Source organism: Ruegeria sp. BK1, assembly GCF_056535645.1.
Window position 1 is genome coordinate 1,796,770 of record NZ_JBQFIS010000001.1, and the last position, 19,266, is coordinate 1,816,035.

Here is a 19,266-nt window from a genome sequence, read left to right on the forward strand (position 1 = left end):
CCTTCCGTTGTGGCTCGGCGCAAGGGTGCGGGTGTTTTGCCCGCAGCGCAAGCTTGCCTGACGGATGACCTTACGTTTATCTGCCTTCATGACAGAGTTCCGCTTTACCCCACTTGCCCAATCCCTACCCGCCACCGTGCCTTTTGTCGGCCCAGAAACGCAGGAGCGGCAGCGCGGTGCGCCTTTTCTGGCTCGATTGGGGGCCAATGAAAGCGTCTTTGGCCCCTCTCCGCGTGCGATTGAGGCGATGGCGCGGACCGGGATCTGGATGTATGGCGATCCCGAAAACCACGACTTACGCCATGCTTTGGCGGATCACCATGACGTTGCGCCCGAGAATATCGTTGTGGGCGAGGGGATTGACGGGCTGCTGGGATATCTGGCGCGCCTATTTGTCGGGCCGGGCGATGCCGTTGCGACCTCGGACGGGGCCTACCCTACCTTCAACTACCACGTGGCCGGGTTCGGAGGGGTGCTGCACAAGGTGCCTTATAGAGATGACCATGAGGACCCCGTGGCGCTGTTTGCCAAGGCGGCTGAGGTAGGTGCAAAGCTGGTTTACCTAGCCAACCCGGACAATCCGATGGGCAGTTGGCACAGGGGTGCAGATATAGTCGCGGCGATGGACAAACTGCCCGCAGGCTGCGTGCTGGTTCTTGACGAGGCTTATGTAGAATGCGCCCCCGAGGGCACCGCCGCCCCAATTGATGCAAACGACCCGCGCCTGATCCGCATGCGTACCTTTTCCAAAGTTCACGGCATGGCAGGCGCGCGGGTTGGATATGGGATCGGGGCACCGGCGTTGATTTCAGCGTTCAACAAGGTGCGCAATCATTTCGGAATGAACCGGGCGGCGCAGGCGGGGGCCTTGGCGGCGTTGCAGGATGATGAATGGCTGGCCCATGTTCAGCAACGCATTGCGGCAGCACGGGACCGCATTGGTGTCATCGCGCGGGATCACGGGTTGGAGCCCCTGCCCTCGGCCACCAATTTCGTTGCCATTGATTGCGGGCGTGACGGGGAGTTTGCCAAGGCGGTGCTGGACGCGCTGGTTGCGCAGGGCATTTTCGTGCGGATGCCGTTTGCCGCGCCTCAGAACCGATGCGTTCGGATCAGTTGCGGTGCAGAGAAGGATCTGGATGCGTTTGCATCAGCTTTGCCCAAGGCGCTGGCTGAGGCGCAGGCGCGTTTTCCCTGAGCTGGGCTCGTGTGGTGAGCGAGCGGGGGGCTGTTTGCCCCCCATCGCGCTTGGGCGCGATTCCCCCCGAGGATATTTTTAGCCAGATGAAGGGCGGATCTGCGCTTTAGGCCGCGAGAGTGGCTGCGGCGGCTTCGAGCGCGCCTTTACCGCGCGGGATGTTCAGCGCTGCGAGCGCGGTTTCGACCCCGCCCAGCATCGCCATCACCATTTGGGCGTTGACATGACCCATATGGCCGAGGCGGAAGCAGCCGTCCCAGTCCTCCATCCCCAAGCCGATGCCTAGGGTGAGGCCGAGTTGGGTCTCGGTGAAATGGCGCAGCGGAGTGCCCTGTCCGTGTGATAGGCGCAGCGCTGTGACTGCGTGACTGCGATGCGCGCGGTCGGCTACATTCAGGTGCAGCGCGCCGCCTTCTGCCCATGTCTCGCAGGCGGTCCAGATGGCGGTGGCAAGGCGCTCGTGGCGCGCCCAAACATGTTCGAGCCCTTCGGCGTGGATCAGGTCGAGCGCGGCGCGCAAGCCGTAGAGATGATGGGTCGGCGCGGTGCCGTCGAAATACTGATAGAACAGGTCGGGCTGGGCGCGCGGCACCCAATCCCAGTATTGCGAGACGCGGGGCATGGTGGCGCGTTTGGCGGCGGCTTTTTCGTTGAAAAAGACAAAGCCCACTCCTGCAGGGGTCATCAGTCCTTTCTGGCAGGCGGTGACCATGACATCGACGCCCCAGGCGTCCATTTCGAACCGGTCGCACCCGAGCGATGCGATGCAATCGGCCATCAGTAGAGCGGGATGGCCTAAGTCATCCAGCAGGGCACGCAATGCTGGAATATCGTTGCGTACGGAAGTCGACGTGTCCACATGCACTGCCAAAACGGCTTTGATCTCATGTGTTTTGTCAGCGCGTAAAGCTTCAGCGATGAGGTTAAAATTCCAAGGCGAAGAGGTCCCAAAATCAATCAACTGCGGCTTGGCGCCTATGCCTTCGGCCATCTCGGCCCAACCATAGGTGAAGCGGCCAGACGCTGGGGCTAGAACCACCTCACCTGGAGCGATCACGTTGGACAGTGCCGCCTCCCACGTGCCGTGACCGTTGGCGATGTAGATCGCCACTTTGTGTTCGGTTCGCGCCACGCGCTTGAGGTCGCGGGTCAGGTCGGGCATCATCTCGATCAGTGCGCCATCATAGATATTAGGCGACGGCCGATGCATCGCTTGCAACACGGCGTCAGGCATAACTGATGGGCCCGGAATGGCCAGATACTCGCGCCCTTGCGCGAGAGAGATGTGGTTTGTCATGGGGTCAACCTGTCTGAATTGACGCCCAATTTAGTGACGTCCCGCGCGGCGTCAATCCATCAGCTGCGACGCCTCACGTGCAAGTTTTTCGATGCCGGTCCAGTCGCCGTCCATGACCATCTGTTTGGGCGCGACCCAGCTACCGCCTGCGCAAACAACATTCGACAAAGACAGGTAATCGCGTGCATTTGACGGCGACACACCACCCGTTGGGCAGAATGTGATTTGCGGCAGCGGCGCGCCGATCGCTTTGAGCGCGGGGGCACCACCGGACGCTTCGGCCGGGAAGAATTTCAGCATGTCATAGCCCTGCTCAAACAGGCGCATCGCCTCAGAGGCAGTGGCCGCACCCGGCAGCAGGGGTAAGCCTTCGGCTTCACATGCGGCGATCAAAGCGTCGGTTGCACCCGGTGAGACACCAAATTGCGCTCCCGCCTCTTTCGCTGCGCGGACGTCTTCTGGGGTGATCAGCGTACCAGCACCAACCACACCACCCGGCACCTGAGCCATGGCGCGGATCGCGCTGAGCGCCGAAGGCGTGCGCAGGGTGACCTCAAGCGCGGGGAGGCCTCCTGCGACCAAAGCCTCGGCCAGAGGCCGTGCTTGAGCCGCGTCATCGACGACCAGAACCGGCACGATTGGGGCCAGTGCGCAAATCTCGCGGGTGCGTTGGGTTTTGGACATGGTTTACACTCCGAAAATGCTGGCGCCAGTGTCAGCGGACCCGACATTCTGGCGGAAGGCTCCGAACAGGTCGCGCCCCACGCCGTGCTGATTGGCGCTGAGGTCGGCGGTGGCGGGTCTACGATCCAGCACGCCGGGCGTCAGGATCTCCAAATCGCCTTTTACTGCGTCGACCCGCAGGATATCGCCGTCTTGCAGGCAGGCGATGGGGCCGCTATCCAGCGCCTCGGGGACCACATGGATCGCAGCGGGGACCTTGCCGGAAGCACCCGACATGCGGCCGTCGGTGACAAGCGCGACCTTGTGACCCCTGCCCTGCAAGATCGACAACATGGGTGTCAGCGAGTGCAGTTCGGGCATTCCGTTGGCCTTTGGTCCCTGAAAGCGGACGACGACGATGACATCGCCAGTGAACTCTCCGGCCTTGAACGCGGCTTTCACCTCGTCTTGGTCGTGGAACACGCGGACCGGAGCCTCGACTTGCCTGTGTTCAGGCGCGACAGCCGAGACCTTCATGACGCCCGTTCCCAGATTGCCCGTCAGGCGTGACAGGCCACCGGTGGGTTGGAACGGGTCGCTGGCCGGACGGAGGATCTTGTTGTTCAGGCTGTGTCCTGCACCTTCTTCCCAGACCAAGTCGCCATCTTTCAGCTTGGGTTCCTTGGTGTAGTTATGCAGCCCCTGCCCTGCGACCGTCAGCGTATCGGGGTGCAGCAGGCCGTCCTCCAACAAAGTGCCGATGCAATAGCCAAGCCCGCCTGCGGCGTGGAAATGGTTCACATCAGCCAAACCGTTGGGATAGACCCGCGCGACCAAAGGCACCACGGCGGAGATATCCGAGAAATCCTCCCAATCCAGTACGATCCCGCCCGCACGCGCCATGGCGATCAGGTGGATCAGCAGGTTGGTAGAACCCCCTGTGGCCATCAGGCCGACAATCCCGTTCACAAAAGCGCGTTCGTCGAGGATCTGGCATACGGGCGTATAGTCATTGCCCAGCGCGCTGAGCGACAGGGCGCGGCGCGCGCCTTCCTCGGTCAGCGCATCACGCAGGGGGGTGTTGGGGTTGACGAAGCTAGAGCCCGGCAGGTGCAGGCCCATGAACTCCATCAGCATCTGGTTGGTGTTGGCAGTACCGTAGAAGGTACAGGTACCAGGGCCATGATAGGCGGCCATTTCAGCCTTCATCAACTCGTCGCGGCCGACTTCTCCGGCGGCGAATTTCTGGCGGACCTTGGCCTTTTCGTCGTTTGGCAGGCCGCTGGTCATTGGACCGGCGGGCAGGAAGACGGCGGGAAGATGGCCAAATGCTTGCGCGCCAATGATCAGGCCAGGGACTATTTTGTCGCAGACGCCTAAGAACACCGCCGCATCATATGTGTTGTGACTGAGGGCCACGCCGGTCGCCAGCGCGATCACATCGCGCGAGAACAAAGACAACTCCATCCCCGCTTCGCCTTGCGTAACGCCGTCGCACATGGCAGGCACGCCGCCCGCGACCTGCGCCGTGCCGCCTGCCGCGCGGATCGCATCGCGGATCAGGGCGGGGTAGCGTTCGAACGGCTGGTGGGCCGAAAGCATGTCGTTATAGGCGGTGACGATGCCCAGATTGCCTGCCGCGCCGGTGGCCATGGACTGCTGATCCTCGCCCGCACCGGCATAGGCATGGGCCTGTCCACTGCAGGACAGGTGCGCGCGAGCGGGGCCTTTGGATTTGGCCTGCTCCATCCGTTCCAGATGCGGGTCCCGCAGATCGGCGCTGCGCGTGATAATGCGCTGAGTGACGTCGGTGATGACGGAATGAACCATGATTACCCTCCGATCTGACGCCAGCGGCGTCCGTCCCGATGCATCAGCATCAGGGCTTCCTCTGGGCCAGAACTACCCTGATCGTATTTAGCGGGCCGGTCACCACGCTGTTCCCAGCCGCTTATGATAGGATCGACCCAGGCCCAGGCGGCCTCGGCCTCATCGCCGCGCATGAACAGGGTCTGGTCGCCGCGAATGACGTCCATGACCAGTCGCTCATAGGCGTCCTGTGCCCGCGCATCTGCGCCCAGCGCCTCAGCAAAGCTCATATCCAGCGCCACATCAGACAGACGGAAGCCGCCCGGGCCGGGGTCTTTTATCGTAGTGCGCAGGGTAATGCCTTCGTCGGGTTGAAGGCGGATCACCAGCACGTTGCCATGCAGAGGGCCAACATTCGGGAAAATCGTATGCGGCGGGTCGCGGAAGAAAACCGCAATCTCGGATTCACGGGCTCGCAGGCGCTTGCCCGTGCGCAGATAAAACGGCACCCCGGCCCAGCGCCAGTTGCCAATATGCGCCTTGAGCGCAATGTAGCTTTCGGTGCGGCTGGCCGGATCTCCTACATGGTCCAGATAGCCGTCGCCACCCTTGTCGGTACGGTATTGACCTCGGGCGATATCCCTTGCGTCGACTGGTTCTAACGCTTCGATCACTTTCACCTTTTCATCGCGCACCGCGTTGGGCGCGAATTTCGACGGAGGCTCCATCGCCGTCAGACACAGAAGTTGTACCAGATGATTCTGGATCATATCCCGCATCGCGCCGGATTGGTCGTAGTAGACCCCGCGCCCTTCGACCCCGACGGTTTCAGCGACGGTGATCTGAACGTGGTCGACATGGGTGGCGTTCCACAGCGGCTCGAACAGGGAATTGGCAAAGCGCAAGGCCATCAGGTTCTGCACCGTTTCCTTGCCCAAATAATGGTCGATACGGTAAATCTGATGTTCCTCGAAACAGGCGCGCAGCCCTTCGTTTAGCGCCTTGGCCGAGGCCAGATCGTGCCCGAACGGCTTTTCCACGACGATCCGGCTGTCAGGCGTTGCCACGCCGTGGTCGTTCAGGCGTTGTGCAATCCCGGAAAACAGGCTGGGACCGACCGACAGGTAAAAGGCGCGCACCACGTCCGGGCGCAACATTTTGGCTAGCTCTGGCCAGCCTTTGTTCCCCAGTGCATCCACCGAGACATATTCGACCTGTGCCAGAAACCGATCCAGCACATCCTTTTTGAACTCCGGCGCGAATTCCTTCATCGACGCGCGGACCTGATCTCGGAACGCGGCGCTGTCGATATCCGAGCGCGCGGTGCCGATCACCCGGGCCTCGGGCGGCATCTGGCCGACCTCGAAGCGATGATACAGGCCGGGCAGGATCTTGCGTTGCGCCAGATCTCCGGTCGCGCCAAACAGCACCAGATCGAAGGGATTAACCGGGATTACGCGTGAAACCATCGACAGGCTCCTTCAGAACTCACTGGGCTTACCAGCTATGTTATCGCTAACATTCACCGCCGAACTAATGAAATCCGACGCATAAATCAACACCGGATTTGAAATTAGTTTCAAAATCCCTGCCCGCTTAGCCCTGATTGCGCAGCCACTCCATGACGGCGGGGCGCACGGATTGTTCGCCCCGGTGCCGCGCATCTGCGATGATCTTGCGCAGAGATTGCAGATCAGCCCGTAACAGAACGCTTTTCACCGGCCCGATTGAGGCAGGCCGCATCGACAGCGACCGGATGCCCATCGCAGCAAGGCAAAGCGCTTCGACCGGTCGGCCGGCATCCTCACCGCAGAACGACAGTGGCGTGTTCGAGATGTTGCAGCGTTCAACGATGCGTTCAATGAAGCTGAGGAAGCTGACATTCAGCGTATCATAGCGGCGGCGCACCAGTTCGTTCTCGCGGTCAGCTGCAAAGAAGAACTGTTTCAGGTCATTGCCTCCGATCGAGACAAAATCCACCTCGTCAAAGAACTTCTGCGGCGCAAAAGCCAGCGAGGGCGTTTCCAGCATCGCTCCAACTTCGATCTTTTCCGGCAGGACGTGACCCAGACGCTTTTCGCGTTCAATGGTCTTGTTGACCTCCCACCTGGCATCACGGAATTCGTCAGCTTGTGCCACAAATGGGAACATGATCGTCAGCGGGCGGCCATTGGCAGCGCGCATCAAAGCCTGCAACTGCATCCGCATCACGCCGCGCTTGTCCAGCCCCACCCGAATTGCGCGCCAACCCAGCGCGGGGTTGGGTTCTTCCACGTGTTTCATGTAGGGCAGAACCTTGTCCGAACCGATGTCCAGCGTCCGGAACACCACGCGCTTTTCGCCCGCCGCGTCCAGAACCCGCTGATACTGCGTCACAAGCTCGGACCGTTTCGGCATCTGATTGCGGATCAGGAATTGCAACTCGGTCCGAAACAGGCCTACGCCCTCGGCCCCCGAATTGCCCAGCGAGGGCAAATCCGCCATCAGACCCGCATTCATCACCAGATTAATCCGCTCGCCATCACGGGTCACGCAAGGCGTTTCGCGGATCGAGGCATATCTCTCCTGCGCCTGCGCCTGCATGGCGATCTTGTCGCGGAAGGCAGTGACGACGGAATCTTCGGGGCGCAGATGGACGCTGCCGTTGTCACCGTCGACAAGGATGTGATCCCCGTTCAACGCCTCGGTCGTAATTCGGCCCACATGCACAACCAGCGGAATCGCCAAGGCCCGCGCCACAATCGTTGCGTGGCTTCCGACCGAGCCTTCTTCCAGCACAATCCCATTCAGCGACCTGCCATATTCCAGCAAGTCTCCGGGCCCGATATTCCGAGCGATCAGGATCGGGTCAGGCGGCAAATCCGCGCCATTGGTGTTGCCTTGCCCGGTGAGAATACGCAGCAGACGGTTGCTGAGGTCGTCCAGATCAGCCAAACGTTCGCGCAGGTAGGGATCCGTTACTTGCCCCATCCGCACCCGGGCCTGCGATTGCTCCTTTTCGACAGCCGCCTCGGCGCTCAAGCCGCGAGCGATGTCTTCCTCCATCCGGCGCATCCAGCCCTTGGAATTCGCGAACATCCGGTAGGCTTCCAGCACCTGCAACTGCTCGGTATCGCCATCCTTTGATATCTCGAGCATCTTGTCGACGCCGACCCGCAATTCATCGACAGCCTCGGTAAGCCGCTCACGTTCGCGATGAGGGTCTTCGGCAATGGGGTTGGTGACCACCACGCGCGGCTCGTGCAACCAGACATGGCCCTCGGCCGAGCCTTCCTGCGCCGGGCCGCCGCTCAGCTGTACCGATTGCTGGTGTCGTGGCGACAGAGCCGCACCCTCACCCACAAAGGCACCCAGTTCGGTCATCTCGGCCAGCACCATGGCGACTACTTCCAGCGCATAGACCTCGTCCGCCGAGTATTCCCGCGCGTCGCGGGATTGGACCACCAGAACACCAAGTTTTTCACCCAGACGTTGGATCGGCACACCCAGGAAAGACGAGAATCTCTCTTCCCCGGTTTCAGGCATATAACGGAAACCCTTGGCGGCAGGCGCATTCGGTGTGTTCACGATTTTGCCGAACTTAGCTACACGACCCACAAGCCCCTCACCCATGCGCATTCGGGTCTTATGAACAGCCTCGGGTGACAACCCTTCGGTCGCGCAGAGCTCCAATGTGTCTTCATCGCGAAACAGATAGATCGAGCACACTTCGGCCCGGATACTATCGGCGATCAGGTGGGTGATCCGGTCAAGACGTTCCTGACCGGCGGCCTCGCTCGCCATCTCTTCGCGCAGCCGCCCAAGCAGCTTGCGGGATTCAGTTTCGGTACCGTCCGCCATGGCCCACCCAAATTAGTGCGTCAGGCAAGACCTTTGGCTGAAACGCTCAGGCCGCCTTGTCCAGTTCAAAGGCATCATGCAGTGCCTGAACCGCAAGTTCCATGTATTTCCTGTCCACAAGGACGGAAATTTTAATCTCGGAGGTTGTGATGACCTTGATGTTGATCCCCTCATCCGAGAGAATTTTGAACATCTTGGCCGCAACACCCGATTGCGACCGCATGCCGATGCCAACCACCGAAACCTTGCAGACGTCTTCGTCGGCGACCAGTTCGGCATAGTTCAACTCACCCGCATCCTTGATCGCCAGCAATGCCTTTTCGGCGCGTGCCACCTGATCGGTCGGGCACGAGAACGTCATGTCGGTGCGTCCCTCGTCCGAGATGTTCTGCACGATCATGTCCACATTTACGCCCTCATCGCTGAGCGCGGTAAAGATGATCGAGGCGATGCCGGGGCGGTCTGCCACGGACACGACGGTCATCTTAGCTTCGTCGCGGGAATAGGCCACACCGGCCACAACATTGGATTCCATGATATCCTCCTCATCGACGACCAGCGTACCGGCCTCGTCGGATTGTTCTTCGAAACTTGAGAGAACGCGCAGTTTCACCTTGTAGCGCATCGCCAGCTCGACCGAGCGGGTTTGCAGCACCTTGGCCCCCAGCGAGGCCAATTCGAGCATTTCCTCGAACGAAATCTTGTCCAGCTTGCGCGCCTTTTCACAGATGCGCGGGTCGGTGGTATAGACGCCGTCCACATCCGTATAGATGTCGCAGCGCTCCGCACCAAAAGCTGCGGCAAAGGCCACCGCCGTCGTGTCCGATCCACCGCGACCCAGCGTGGTGATGCGGCCTTCGGGGCTGATGCCCTGGAACCCGGCGACGACGGCAACGCGCATGCCTTCGCCGAATTTCTGGTTCAGGTTCTCGGTCGGGATTTCCTCGATCCGGGCCTGGCTGTGGGCGCTGGTGGTCATCAGCGGCACCTGCCAGCCCTGCCAGCTGCGGGCGGGGATATCCATTTCCTGAAGCGTCAGCGCCATCAAGCCGGCGGTCACATTCTCGCCCGAGGATACAACCGCATCATATTCGCGCGCATCGAACAATGGAGAGGTCTCGTTCACCCAGCCTACCAACTCATTGGTTTTACCGGACATGGCCGAGACGATGACAATGACGTCATAGCCCTTTGCCACCTCGACGCCGATACGTTTCGCAGCGCGACGGATGCGGTCCAGGTTGGCGACAGATGTGCCGCCGAATTTCATCACGAGTACGGGCATGGGGGCAATTGTCTCCGCGCCTTGGAATTCAGATCCCGAGCGTCTTATGTCAGGGGGGTCGCAAGGGCAAGTGTTCAAAACCTTTTCCATTGCGGTCTAACGGGTGCTTTACATCCCCCCACCACGGTGTCAGCTTGGCCCTATTCCATTTGTGAAGAGGTTCCCCATGCCCCGCCTAGCCCTTGCTTTTGTCTTGTTGTCCACACCCGCTTTGGCTCAGCAAGCCTCGCTCGCCGCAACAGATGGGCAGAACGCGCTTGGAACCGTACCCTGTGCCACCAATGCGGGCGAACCGCTGCGCAGCTGCAACGCCGAGCTGCGCCATCGCGAAGATGGACGGATAACTCTGGCAGTTGGCATGGGCAATGGCGAAGTACGCAACATCTATTTCGCCGACGGCATCCCAGAATCCACCGATTCCGCCGCGCGCCTCAGCTATGAGACGCAGGGAAACGTCATGGTGATCTTCGTTGACCCCGGCGAGGTCTACGAAATCCCCACGGCGGCGTTGGCCCCTCGGTAAACTTAGGATCAGTTGCTTTTGCGGCTGGGGATAAAGGGCAAGGGCGCGACAGGAACGCCGTCCTCAATCAGGGCCTTGGCCTCTTCGGGTTTGGCTTCACCATAGATAGCCCGTTCTGGGGCATCGCCCAAATGCATCTTGCGTGCTTCGGACGCGAAATCCTTACCCACGTAGTCCGAGTTTTCCTCGACCTTGCGCCGTAACTCGGACAGCGCCTTCTCAAGCTCGGCGGGTGGAACCGACATCTCGACCGGGTTTTCTTCCTTGGCGGGTGTCTCGCTGCGCGCCTCGACCTTTCGGGCTGGGCGCACACGCGGGGTCATGATCGCCTTTTCAACGCAAGCGTCGCCACAGATGGCACAGACCACCATGCCTGCCCCGGCAAGCTTGTCGTAAGCGGCGGCCGATTGGAACCAACTGTCAAACGCGTGGCCCTTGCTGCATTTCAAGGCGTATTGAATCATGATCCGTCCAGATTGCGATTGCCGAATAGATACTGACCATCAAAACAATGACAAGCCCCAGTCTGCAGATCAATGCGACTGCGTTGCCACCTGCCGTAACATTTGGGAGAGTTCAGGCTGATCCACCCGCGCTGCCGCTTCCTGCATCGAAAACCATGCGCGCTCACGATCACCGCATTCGGGATAGCGCTCCGATAAGGACACTACTATCAGCGGAAATACATCCACCAGGCAAAGGACCGCTCCTTTTTTGCGCCGTTGTTTTACGTGCGTGTACCGCCCGATCATCTCAGCCGAACAGAACCCACGCACGCCCGCTTCTTCCCAGGCTTCCTGCCGCGCTGCCTCGGACGAAGACATCCCCTTGATCAATCCGCCCTTGGGAATAATCCAGCGGCCCGACCTACGAGTTGTGATCAGCAAAACTTCGGGGGCGCCCGCACGTAAACGGTAACACAATGCGGCGGATTGTTGTCGAACCGGAATCCTGTCCGATTCCGGCGGTTGATACCGCCATAGCCTGCTCATGCCCTGTGCCCCTTTCAACACCTGCGACGCCCAAAGCTTTGGTTTTTGTACTTATTTAGAGGGTCGTCGCAGAACCACTACCATACTTGGCGAACTCCACCAAGCGTCACATGCGTGCGGCCAGTTTTCGCACAAGATCGTCATGCGGGATATCGGCATCACTGGCCAATCGGCGCAAACCGAAATGCACGCGGGCGATACGCTGGTAATAGCGTGTATAGACATAATTCGTCCCACCCCCAGCAAGCGCCCCCAAAACAGGTACGGATTGCGCGGCGAGTTTTTGCCCCAGCACCACCGCCAGTTTCGGCGCGACGGTGGCGATCAGCTTTTGAAGGGCCGGTCCGGTCAACGTCATCCGAGCTGAAAAAAACCCGAAATCCGCACCATCGTCGAAGGACAGCGGACCCGCCGCGGACAGAACCTGCACACAATCGAATTTCACACCGTCTTCCGATGGGTCAAACCCTTCTCGTGCCGCAGCACCTTGTATGGCGCGCAACAGCATCGTGGTCGTTGCGGGCAATTCCACCAAAGAGGTCGACACTCCGCCCACACCGCCTGCTGCGCCCATGGCCGTGGTCACAGCCGTATTCACCCAAGGTCGTTGATCCGGCACCGCCCTGCGCGACCCTTCGGCGGCATGCATGGCCAGCCAAAGCGCCTGCTCGGTTGCGCCAGTCAACGCCTCTCGCACTGACGGGGGCAGTTGATCCAGCAAGGTTTCCGCAGATCCGCCCAGACTGTTGAGCAACCGAACACCCGGCCCACCCGCCGAGCGGTAGTACCCGGCCAGCCGGTCCAACTCTGCCTCGGCATCCAGTTTTTCGACAAGAACAACGTTCTGCATGCGTGCCCTCCTGTCCTAAAAAGATCGGCACTATGCCCCGTTTTTTCAATAGCTCATCGGTCCCAACGCGTTACAGGACCTTTGACATCCGTCCACGCGTCCAAGGCAAGCTCAGCCCCCAGAACCCGTTCGGGATTGGTGGGCGGCGGCATCTCAACTCCGGTCAGGCGGGCGAAGCCGAAACGACTGTAATAAGGTGCATCGCCCACCAGCATCACCCGCTCCCATCCTCTGATAAGACCTGCCTGCAAGCCCTCGTGTATGAGGAAACCGCCCAAGCCCTCCCCCTGATGGGTGGGGTGCACGGCCACCGGCCCCAGCAACAACGCATCGAAGGTCCCCACATGAACGGGCCAGAACCGGATCGCCCCCGCCAAAATGCCCTCACCATCTCGGGCCACTAGAGACAAGCCCTCAACCGGCGGAACATCATCGCGCAACCGGTACGAGGACAGCGCCTCGCGCCCAGGCGCAAAGCACAGGTCGTACAAAGCCTCGACCTCCCACCAATCGTCCGGGTCCTCCGGCTTGATCGTGAATTGCTGCACCCCTGCCCTCTTTTCCTTGCTGGAATTCGCCCTAGCACTTCGTTACGCCTTGGGCAAACGCTTGGAGTTCATATGTTCTATCGCCCCGAAGACGGCCACGGCCTGCCGCATAACCCTTTCAACGCCATCATAACCCCGCGCCCGATTGGCTGGATCTCTTCCCGCGACGGCGATGGGATCAACAATCTGGCGCCGTACTCCTTCTTCAACGGGGTCGCGTATACACCGCCACAGGTGATGTTTGCCACGACCGGGACGAAACCCGACCAAGACGGCGGCAAAGACAGTCTCGCCAATATCGAAGCAACAGGCGTTTTCTGCGTCAACGTTGTCGCCCATGCGCATCGTGATGCGATGAACGCCAGCTCTGCCGGGTTACCAAAACATGTGGATGAATTCGGCCACGCAGGTTTGACTGCAGTGGAGTGCGAGACGATCCCATGTGCTAGGGTTCAAGACGCGCCCGCCGCCCTGGAATGCAAGCTGACCCAGATCGTCACACTGCCCGGCGCGGCGAACCGCGTTGTTTTCGGCGAAGTCACCGGTGTCCACCTGCGCGATGACTGTTTGAAGGATGGCAAGTTCGACGTCACGGCGTTTCAGCCACTGGCGCGGCTCGGATACCGCGACTATTCGGTGGTTACTGAACTATTCTCACTCAACCGCCCGGATGACTGAGCGTATAGGGGGCGCTGCCCCCGCCGCCTATTCGGCGACTCCCCCGGGATATTAATAGCCAGATGAAGCAGGGGATCCTCCGTTCATATGGCCCCAAATATCCCGGAGCGCGAGGCGGAGCCTCGCTAAATCCTCAGTGACCGCCCAGAATGCCGGTGCGAACTGAATAATCGACCGCGATTTCATAATCAGGGTCATCGTCGCTATCGACCATAAGGTGACCGGCTTTGTTCAGCAGCTTGTGGCAATCTCGACTCAGATGGCGCAGCATCACGCGTTTACCGGCCGCTTCGTATTTGCCAGCGATATTTTCGATCGCCTGTAGGGCAGATTGATCGACCACACGGCTTTCGGCGAAATCCACTATGACGGTCTCGGGATCATTCGGGACATCGAAAAGTTCGACAAATCCGTCAGAAGAACCAAAGAACAGAGGGCCTTGGATTTCGTAGACTTTCGCACCTTTCTCTGTTTCAGAATCCCGCGTAATCGCATGGATGCGCTTGGCGTTGTTCCAGGCATAGGCCAGAGCCGAGACGATGACGCCGACGACAACTGCAACCGCAAGGTCCTCCATCACCGTAACAACCGTCACCAGCACGATGACGAACGCATCCATCAGGGGCACTTTGCGCATGATGTTGAACGAGTTCCAAGCGAAGGTACCGATGACCACCATGAACATCACGCCGACCAATGCGGCCAGCGGAATCTGCTCGATCAGCGGGGACGCGAAAAGGATGAAAATCAACAAAAACAAGGCTGCCGCGATGCCAGCGATTCGAGTTCGACCACCGGATTTCACGTTGATCATCGACTGGCCGATCATCGCGCAGCCGCCCATGCCACCGAAGAACCCGGTAGCGACGTTGGACACGCCTTGCGCGATGCATTCCTGTGACGCTCCGCCCCGTTTGCCCGTGATTTCACCCACAAGATTCAGGGTCAGCAGCGATTCAATCAGGCCGATGGCGGCCAGAATGACGGCGTAGGGCAGAATGATTTCAATGGTTTCCCAGGTCAGCGGCACCATCGGAATGTGGAAAGGCGGCAGGCCGCCTTCGATCGAGGCTAGATCGCCTACGCGCGGTACATCCAGGCCAAAGCCGATCACCAGCGCGGCAACAACGACAATCCCGGCCAGAGGGGCCGGAACAACACGCGTGATGCGCGGCATGACCCAAATCACCGCCATGGTCAGCGCGACCAGGCCCAACATGGTGTAAAGCTGCAGACCCGAAAGCCACTCACCTCCGCCCATGCCGTGGCCGGTGTTCTCCATTGTGCCCGGAACCTTGAACTGCCCAAGCTGCGCCAGAAAGATCACGATCGCCAGCCCGTTTACAAAGCCCAACATCACCGGATGCGGCACCAAGCGGATAAACCGGCCCCAATGCATGGCCCCGGCAATCACTTGCAGGATGCCCATCAGAACCACGGTCGCAAACAGGTATTCCACGCCATGCTCCGCCACCAGCGCCACCATCACAACCGCCAAGGCCCCGGTCGCACCCGAGATCATGCCCGGACGCCCGCCGATCAGCGCCGTGATCAGGCCGACCATGAAGGCAGCATAGAGGCCAACCAACGGATGCACGCCTGCGACAAAGGCAAATGCCACCGCTTCGGGCACCAGCGCAAGGGCCACGGTCAGGCCAGACAGCAGTTCGATCCGCAAACGGGACGGTGTCAGCCCTTCATCCGGCACCCAACGCAGGTCGGGTTTGGCAATACGGTTGGCAAAGCTTGCCAGCATGGCTCGGGGCATGGAATGTCCTGTCGGTTGATCTGCGCGCGAAAGGGGCTTTCTACCTGTCATCCGCTCTCTGAGCCACCGCATCAAGCGGGAGGCTGCTATGCACGGGGCGCATAGCCGGTATCTCACAAAGTCGTGAGTTGAACCTGCCACACCGGGGGCACACCTTTGCGCCATGCGATGGCTGATCTTGTTTCTTCTGACCCCTATTGCTGCCTTGGCGCAGGATTTGCAGGGCAATGACACTGCCAGCAACTGGCGTGTGACCCATTATGAAACCTACGGGGTCTGGAATTCCATCTGCGATGAGCGCGAGGAATACGGGGCGCTCAAGCAAAGCTGTTACATTCGCCGGGCCGAGGTGTTTTCGCTGCGCCCGAAATTTGGAGCACAGTTCATCTTTATCACCCCTGCCCCGGATGGCGTGGAGATCGAGTTCGGTATCGAGCCCGGCACGTTGTTCTGGCCATCCGGCTTTCGGATCGATGGAAAGGACGGAGCGGTTTGGCGCACGCGCAGACCTGGATGTCTGACCGGGTTGAGCTGCACGTTTGACGGCGTCGGTGCGGATGAGATCGTTGAAGCCATGCTGAAGGGCGAGGCCTATCGGTTCGAATTCCGCGACAGGCATGGGCAGGCACAGGACCTAACATGGCCATTGCAGAAATTCAGCCCCGCATGGGCGGATTTCCAACAACAGGCGCAGGCGCGCAATCTGTTGACGTCACAATAAGCCGCATTGCCCCTTGTCAGCCGTCGTCGCTCGGCGCACAAATCCTTCAACTCGCACAACAACTCGGAGAAAGCACGTGACCCAGACCAAGATAGCCGTCATCGGCGGATCAGGCATCTACGACATTGACGGGTTGGAAAATGCAGAATGGGTCACTGTCGAGACGCCCTGGGGAGACCCTTCAGACCAGATCCTGACCGGGTCATTGGACGGTGTTGCAATGGCGTTCCTGCCCCGCCATGGGCGCGGCCACGTGCACTCTCCGACCGAGGTACCCTATCGCGCCAATATCGACGCGTTGAAACGGCTGGGTGTCACCGATGTGATCTCGGTCTCTGCCTGCGGGTCGTTTCGCGATCATATGGCACCGGGGGACTTCGTGATCGTAGATCAGTTCATCGACCGGACCTTTGCGCGCGAGAAAAGCTTTTTCGGCACCGGTTGCGTGGCGCATGTCAGCGTGGCCCATCCAACCTGCCCGCGCCTGTCGGATGCGTGTGAAACCGCAGGCAAGGCCGCCGGGATCAATATCCACCGCGGTGGCACCTATCTGGCGATGGAAGGCCCGCAATTCTCATCGCTGGCGGAATCCAAAATGTACCGCGAACACTGGGGCTGTGACGTGATCGGCATGACCAACATGCCTGAGGCCAAGCTCGCCCGCGAGGCCGAGCTGTGCTACGCCTCAATCGCGATGGTCACGGATTACGACAGTTGGCACCCTGACCACGGCGAGGTTGACGTCACCGCCATTATCGCCACCCTGACCGGCAACGCGGAAAAAGGCAGGGCCCTGGTCAAAGGGTTGCCCGTGCTTTTGGGGGCAGACCGTGCCCCCTGCCCGCATGGATGTGACCGTGCGTTGGAATACGCCATTCTGACAGCACCGGAAAAACGTGACCCGGCCCTGCTGGCCAAACTGGATGCGGTGGCCGGGCGGATCCTTTGACCGCTAATTGATCAGCGCCTGTTGCACTTGATCCCATAGGCCGTAGGACCAAAGGTCGTTATGCATACCGTCGGGAATGATGAAAAGCTGCGCGTTGTCTCCGGCCATTTCGGCCAGAGACTGCCCGTGGTGGACCGGGATGGTCGTGTCCGCCGTGCCGTGGAAGATCAGCGTTGGCACGCTGACTTGATCAATCAGGTCGCGGGTTGCGAATTGGTCCTTCATAAGGGCTGAGACCGGCAGGAACGGATAACGTTCAGCTGCGACATCGACCGTTGCGGTGAACGGTGCCTCCAACACCAACAGGCGTGCATCAGGGCGCTGCGCGGCCACGGCGGCGGCAACGCCGGTCCCAAGGCTTTGCCCATGCAGAACGACCGTGTGACCCGCTGCAGCAAGGCGGTCATACATCTGGATCCCATCGCCGATCAGCGCCGGTTCAGAGGGCGTGCCCTCACTACCCGGAAAGCCGCGATAGCTGGGGGCGAACAGGCCGAAACCACTGTTGAGGATTTCACGCATCCGATCTGCGCGATCCCCCAGGCTGCCGGATTGACCATGGAAAAACAGCACTGTAGGCGCGCCTTCTGTGGCCGGAGGAGCCGTCCAAACAGCCAGCTGGGTACCATCGGCCATGAGCAGTGAAAGCACCTCGACATCCGCCAGACCGACCGTAGCCGGCGCAGGTAGCGTCTCGCCCGGTTTGAACAACAGCGATTGTTGGTTGGCGTACATATACCCAAGGATCGCGGCATAGACAGCAGCACAGATCGCAACCAACAGGATCAGCGCCCTTTTGAGCCGCGCGCTTGTGAGTACATGCCCCGTGATGTGCGGATGATCCGTTTGCACCTGTGCCATAGGCCTCCTCCCGGTTGAAATCTGCCTGTTCATAGACTGGGAACCCTGCCCTGTGTTTCAAGGCGCGACCGCGCGGTTTAATGCAATCTTCAGACTGTTGCGGAAATACCGCCCTGTGCGCGGGTTGGATAGGGTCAAGGTTGAAAACAAGCGCAGCCGCTCGCGATTTGTTTACAGGGTGCAGCCGCACTTGCGCCACAAAGACCCAGCAGAACCGCAGGCGACAACTATGAGGACAAGCATGAAACGGTTAGAGGCACTGGACGCAGCCCGGTTTTTGGCGTTCTGCGGTATGGTGTTGGTTAATTTCCGGATCGCGGCGCAGGTTGCGCCAGATGGCGGCTGGGCGACGGCTCTGGTCGATGCGCTGGAGGGGCGTGCAGCGGCCTTGTTCGTGATCCTGGCCGGGATCGGCGTCAGCCTGTCACACATCGCGGCCCCTCTGCTGCTGCGGCGTGCTTTGTTCCTTTTTGGATTGGGGCTGATCAACATGAACGTGTTTGACGCCGACATCCTGCATTTCTACGCATTGTATTTTGTGGTCGGCGCAGCGTTTTTGACCGCCTCGGCGCGAAGCCTTTGGTTGGGCGCTCTGGGTATCGTCGGATTGGCTGTACTGGCCAATCTGACCTTCGACTACAGCAATGGATGGAACTGGGCGACCCTGACGTATTACGACCTCTGGACCTTACCCGGTTTTCTGCGCAACGCGGTCTTCAACGGCTGGCATCCGGTTTTGCCATGGGCTGCGTTCCTGCTGATTGGCATGGCAATTGGGCGGTCAGAACTCCACACGATCTGTATCCAACACCGCCTGATCATGTGGGGGTTCGGCGCAGCCGTGCTTGCAATGTTTCCTTCGATGCTGGTCAAGACCCTGACCTGGTCGCCTACCTCGGCACCGAATCCATTCCGCCCGGACCATTCTATATCCTCGCCGGAACCGGATCGGCCTGCGTGGTGATCGGGCTGCTGCTGAAACTGTGGCCAAAGCTCAAACGCTTGGGCGCCGCATCAGCTTTGACAGCGCCGGGGCGGATCAGCCTGACACTGTATGTCGCGCATATCCTGATCGGTATGGGCGCGCTAGAGGAAGCAGATCTGCTGGACGGCTCTCTCTCCCCCGCTCAGATTGTCTTCTATGCGCTGGGCTTTTGCATACTGTCTTCACTGGCGGGCCTGCTTTGGTCGCGTTGGTTCACGCGTGGACCGCTTGAGGGCCTGATGCGTCGCATGACGCAGCCACGTGCGGCTTGACCTTCTCGGTATCGCAGGGCTTTCTGG

19 protein-coding genes are annotated in these 19,266 nt (G+C 60.2%); 7 read left to right on the plus strand and 12 right to left on the minus strand.

The window, feature by feature from the left end; translation table 11 throughout:
- Positions 1-88 precede the first annotated feature (88 nt).
- Positions 89-1,198 (plus strand): pyridoxal phosphate-dependent aminotransferase, encoded by a 1,110-nt coding sequence (locus ACR3E7_RS09000; protein WP_480502895.1) that lies wholly within the window; start codon positions 89-91, stop codon positions 1,196-1,198.
- Positions 1,199-1,304: 106 nt separating this feature from the next.
- On the opposite strand, the gene ACR3E7_RS09005 is transcribed toward ACR3E7_RS09000, so the two are convergent.
- The 6 genes from ACR3E7_RS09005 to ACR3E7_RS09030 all read right to left on the minus strand — a co-directional run bounded on the left by ACR3E7_RS09005 (position 1,305) and on the right by ACR3E7_RS09030 (position 10,092).
- Positions 1,305-2,495: a pyridoxal-phosphate-dependent aminotransferase family protein gene (locus ACR3E7_RS09005; RefSeq protein WP_480502762.1), complete on the minus strand. Its 1,191-nt coding sequence runs from the start codon at positions 2,493-2,495 to the stop codon at positions 1,305-1,307.
- A gap of 51 nt (positions 2,496-2,546) precedes the next feature.
- Positions 2,547-3,179 carry a bifunctional 4-hydroxy-2-oxoglutarate aldolase/2-dehydro-3-deoxy-phosphogluconate aldolase gene (locus ACR3E7_RS09010; RefSeq protein ID WP_170782838.1) on the minus strand — a complete coding sequence of 211 codons (633 nt, stop codon included), beginning with the start codon at positions 3,177-3,179 and terminating at the stop codon, positions 2,547-2,549.
- A 3-nt stretch (positions 3,180-3,182) separates the two neighbouring features.
- Complete coding sequence (gene edd / locus ACR3E7_RS09015; RefSeq protein ID WP_480502763.1) at positions 3,183-4,988, minus strand: phosphogluconate dehydratase; 1,806 nt, start codon at positions 4,986-4,988, stop codon at positions 3,183-3,185.
- Between the two features lie 2 nt (positions 4,989-4,990).
- Complete coding sequence (gene zwf, locus ACR3E7_RS09020) at positions 4,991-6,436, minus strand: glucose-6-phosphate dehydrogenase (protein WP_480502764.1); 1,446 nt, start codon at positions 6,434-6,436, stop codon at positions 4,991-4,993.
- Positions 6,437-6,563: 127 nt separating this feature from the next.
- Entirely contained in the window at positions 6,564-8,807 is a 2,244-nt protein-coding gene (ptsP, locus tag ACR3E7_RS09025; protein WP_480502765.1) for a phosphoenolpyruvate--protein phosphotransferase, read from the minus strand.
- A 46-nt stretch (positions 8,808-8,853) separates the two neighbouring features.
- The gene (locus ACR3E7_RS09030; RefSeq protein WP_170782841.1) at positions 8,854-10,092 is read right to left on the minus strand and encodes an aspartate kinase; all 1,239 of its coding nucleotides are present in this window, start codon (positions 10,090-10,092) and stop codon (positions 8,854-8,856) included.
- 166 nt (positions 10,093-10,258) lie between these two features.
- Between ACR3E7_RS09030 and ACR3E7_RS09035 the strand changes: the two genes are divergently transcribed.
- Positions 10,259-10,615: a hypothetical protein gene (locus ACR3E7_RS09035; protein WP_480502766.1), complete on the plus strand. Its 357-nt coding sequence runs from the start codon at positions 10,259-10,261 to the stop codon at positions 10,613-10,615.
- A gap of 8 nt (positions 10,616-10,623) precedes the next feature.
- Here the strand turns inward: ACR3E7_RS09035 and ACR3E7_RS09040 are convergent, their stop codons facing one another.
- The 4 genes from ACR3E7_RS09040 to ACR3E7_RS09055 all read right to left on the minus strand — a co-directional run bounded on the left by ACR3E7_RS09040 (position 10,624) and on the right by ACR3E7_RS09055 (position 13,005).
- Entirely contained in the window at positions 10,624-11,079 is a 456-nt protein-coding gene (locus ACR3E7_RS09040; RefSeq protein WP_480502767.1) for a DUF1178 family protein, read from the minus strand.
- Between the two features lie 69 nt (positions 11,080-11,148).
- Positions 11,149-11,628: an NUDIX hydrolase gene (locus ACR3E7_RS09045; protein WP_480719401.1), complete on the minus strand. Its 480-nt coding sequence runs from the start codon at positions 11,626-11,628 to the stop codon at positions 11,149-11,151.
- 85 nt (positions 11,629-11,713) lie between these two features.
- The gene (locus ACR3E7_RS09050; protein ID WP_170790409.1) at positions 11,714-12,457 is read right to left on the minus strand and encodes an EcsC family protein; all 744 of its coding nucleotides are present in this window, start codon (positions 12,455-12,457) and stop codon (positions 11,714-11,716) included.
- A gap of 53 nt (positions 12,458-12,510) precedes the next feature.
- Entirely contained in the window at positions 12,511-13,005 is a 495-nt protein-coding gene (locus ACR3E7_RS09055; protein ID WP_480502769.1) for a GNAT family N-acetyltransferase, read from the minus strand.
- A 72-nt stretch (positions 13,006-13,077) separates the two neighbouring features.
- Between ACR3E7_RS09055 and ACR3E7_RS09060 the strand changes: the two genes are divergently transcribed.
- Positions 13,078-13,683: a flavin reductase family protein gene (locus ACR3E7_RS09060; RefSeq protein WP_170782847.1), complete on the plus strand. Its 606-nt coding sequence runs from the start codon at positions 13,078-13,080 to the stop codon at positions 13,681-13,683.
- Between the two features lie 133 nt (positions 13,684-13,816).
- Here ACR3E7_RS09060 and ACR3E7_RS09065 read toward each other — a convergent pair whose 3' ends face one another.
- A complete protein-coding gene (locus ACR3E7_RS09065; protein WP_170790407.1) occupies positions 13,817-15,451 on the minus strand; it encodes a SulP family inorganic anion transporter in 1,635 nt (544 codons plus the stop codon).
- A gap of 163 nt (positions 15,452-15,614) precedes the next feature.
- On the opposite strand from ACR3E7_RS09065, the gene ACR3E7_RS09070 reads away from it, so the two are divergent.
- Together ACR3E7_RS09070 and ACR3E7_RS09075 are read left to right on the plus strand one after the other, a co-directional pair.
- Positions 15,615-16,172, plus strand: coding sequence for a hypothetical protein (locus tag ACR3E7_RS09070; RefSeq protein ID WP_480502770.1), 558 nt, complete (start codon positions 15,615-15,617; stop codon positions 16,170-16,172).
- 76 nt (positions 16,173-16,248) lie between these two features.
- Complete coding sequence (locus ACR3E7_RS09075; protein WP_480502771.1) at positions 16,249-17,121, plus strand: S-methyl-5'-thioadenosine phosphorylase; 873 nt, start codon at positions 16,249-16,251, stop codon at positions 17,119-17,121.
- A 3-nt stretch (positions 17,122-17,124) separates the two neighbouring features.
- Here the strand turns inward: ACR3E7_RS09075 and ACR3E7_RS09080 are convergent, their stop codons facing one another.
- A complete protein-coding gene (locus tag ACR3E7_RS09080; protein ID WP_480502772.1) occupies positions 17,125-17,982 on the minus strand; it encodes an alpha/beta hydrolase in 858 nt (285 codons plus the stop codon).
- Positions 17,983-18,223: 241 nt separating this feature from the next.
- Between ACR3E7_RS09080 and ACR3E7_RS09085 the strand changes: the two genes are divergently transcribed.
- On the plus strand, positions 18,224-18,946 hold the full coding sequence (locus ACR3E7_RS09085) for a heparan-alpha-glucosaminide N-acetyltransferase domain-containing protein (protein ID WP_480502773.1): 723 nt from the start codon (positions 18,224-18,226) through the stop codon (positions 18,944-18,946).
- Positions 18,943-19,239, plus strand: a complete 297-nt coding sequence (locus ACR3E7_RS09090) for a DUF418 domain-containing protein (RefSeq protein ID WP_480502774.1) — start codon at positions 18,943-18,945, stop codon at positions 19,237-19,239. The genes ACR3E7_RS09085 and ACR3E7_RS09090 overlap by 4 nt, the downstream gene beginning before the upstream one ends.
- Positions 19,240-19,266: the final 27 nt, after the last annotated feature.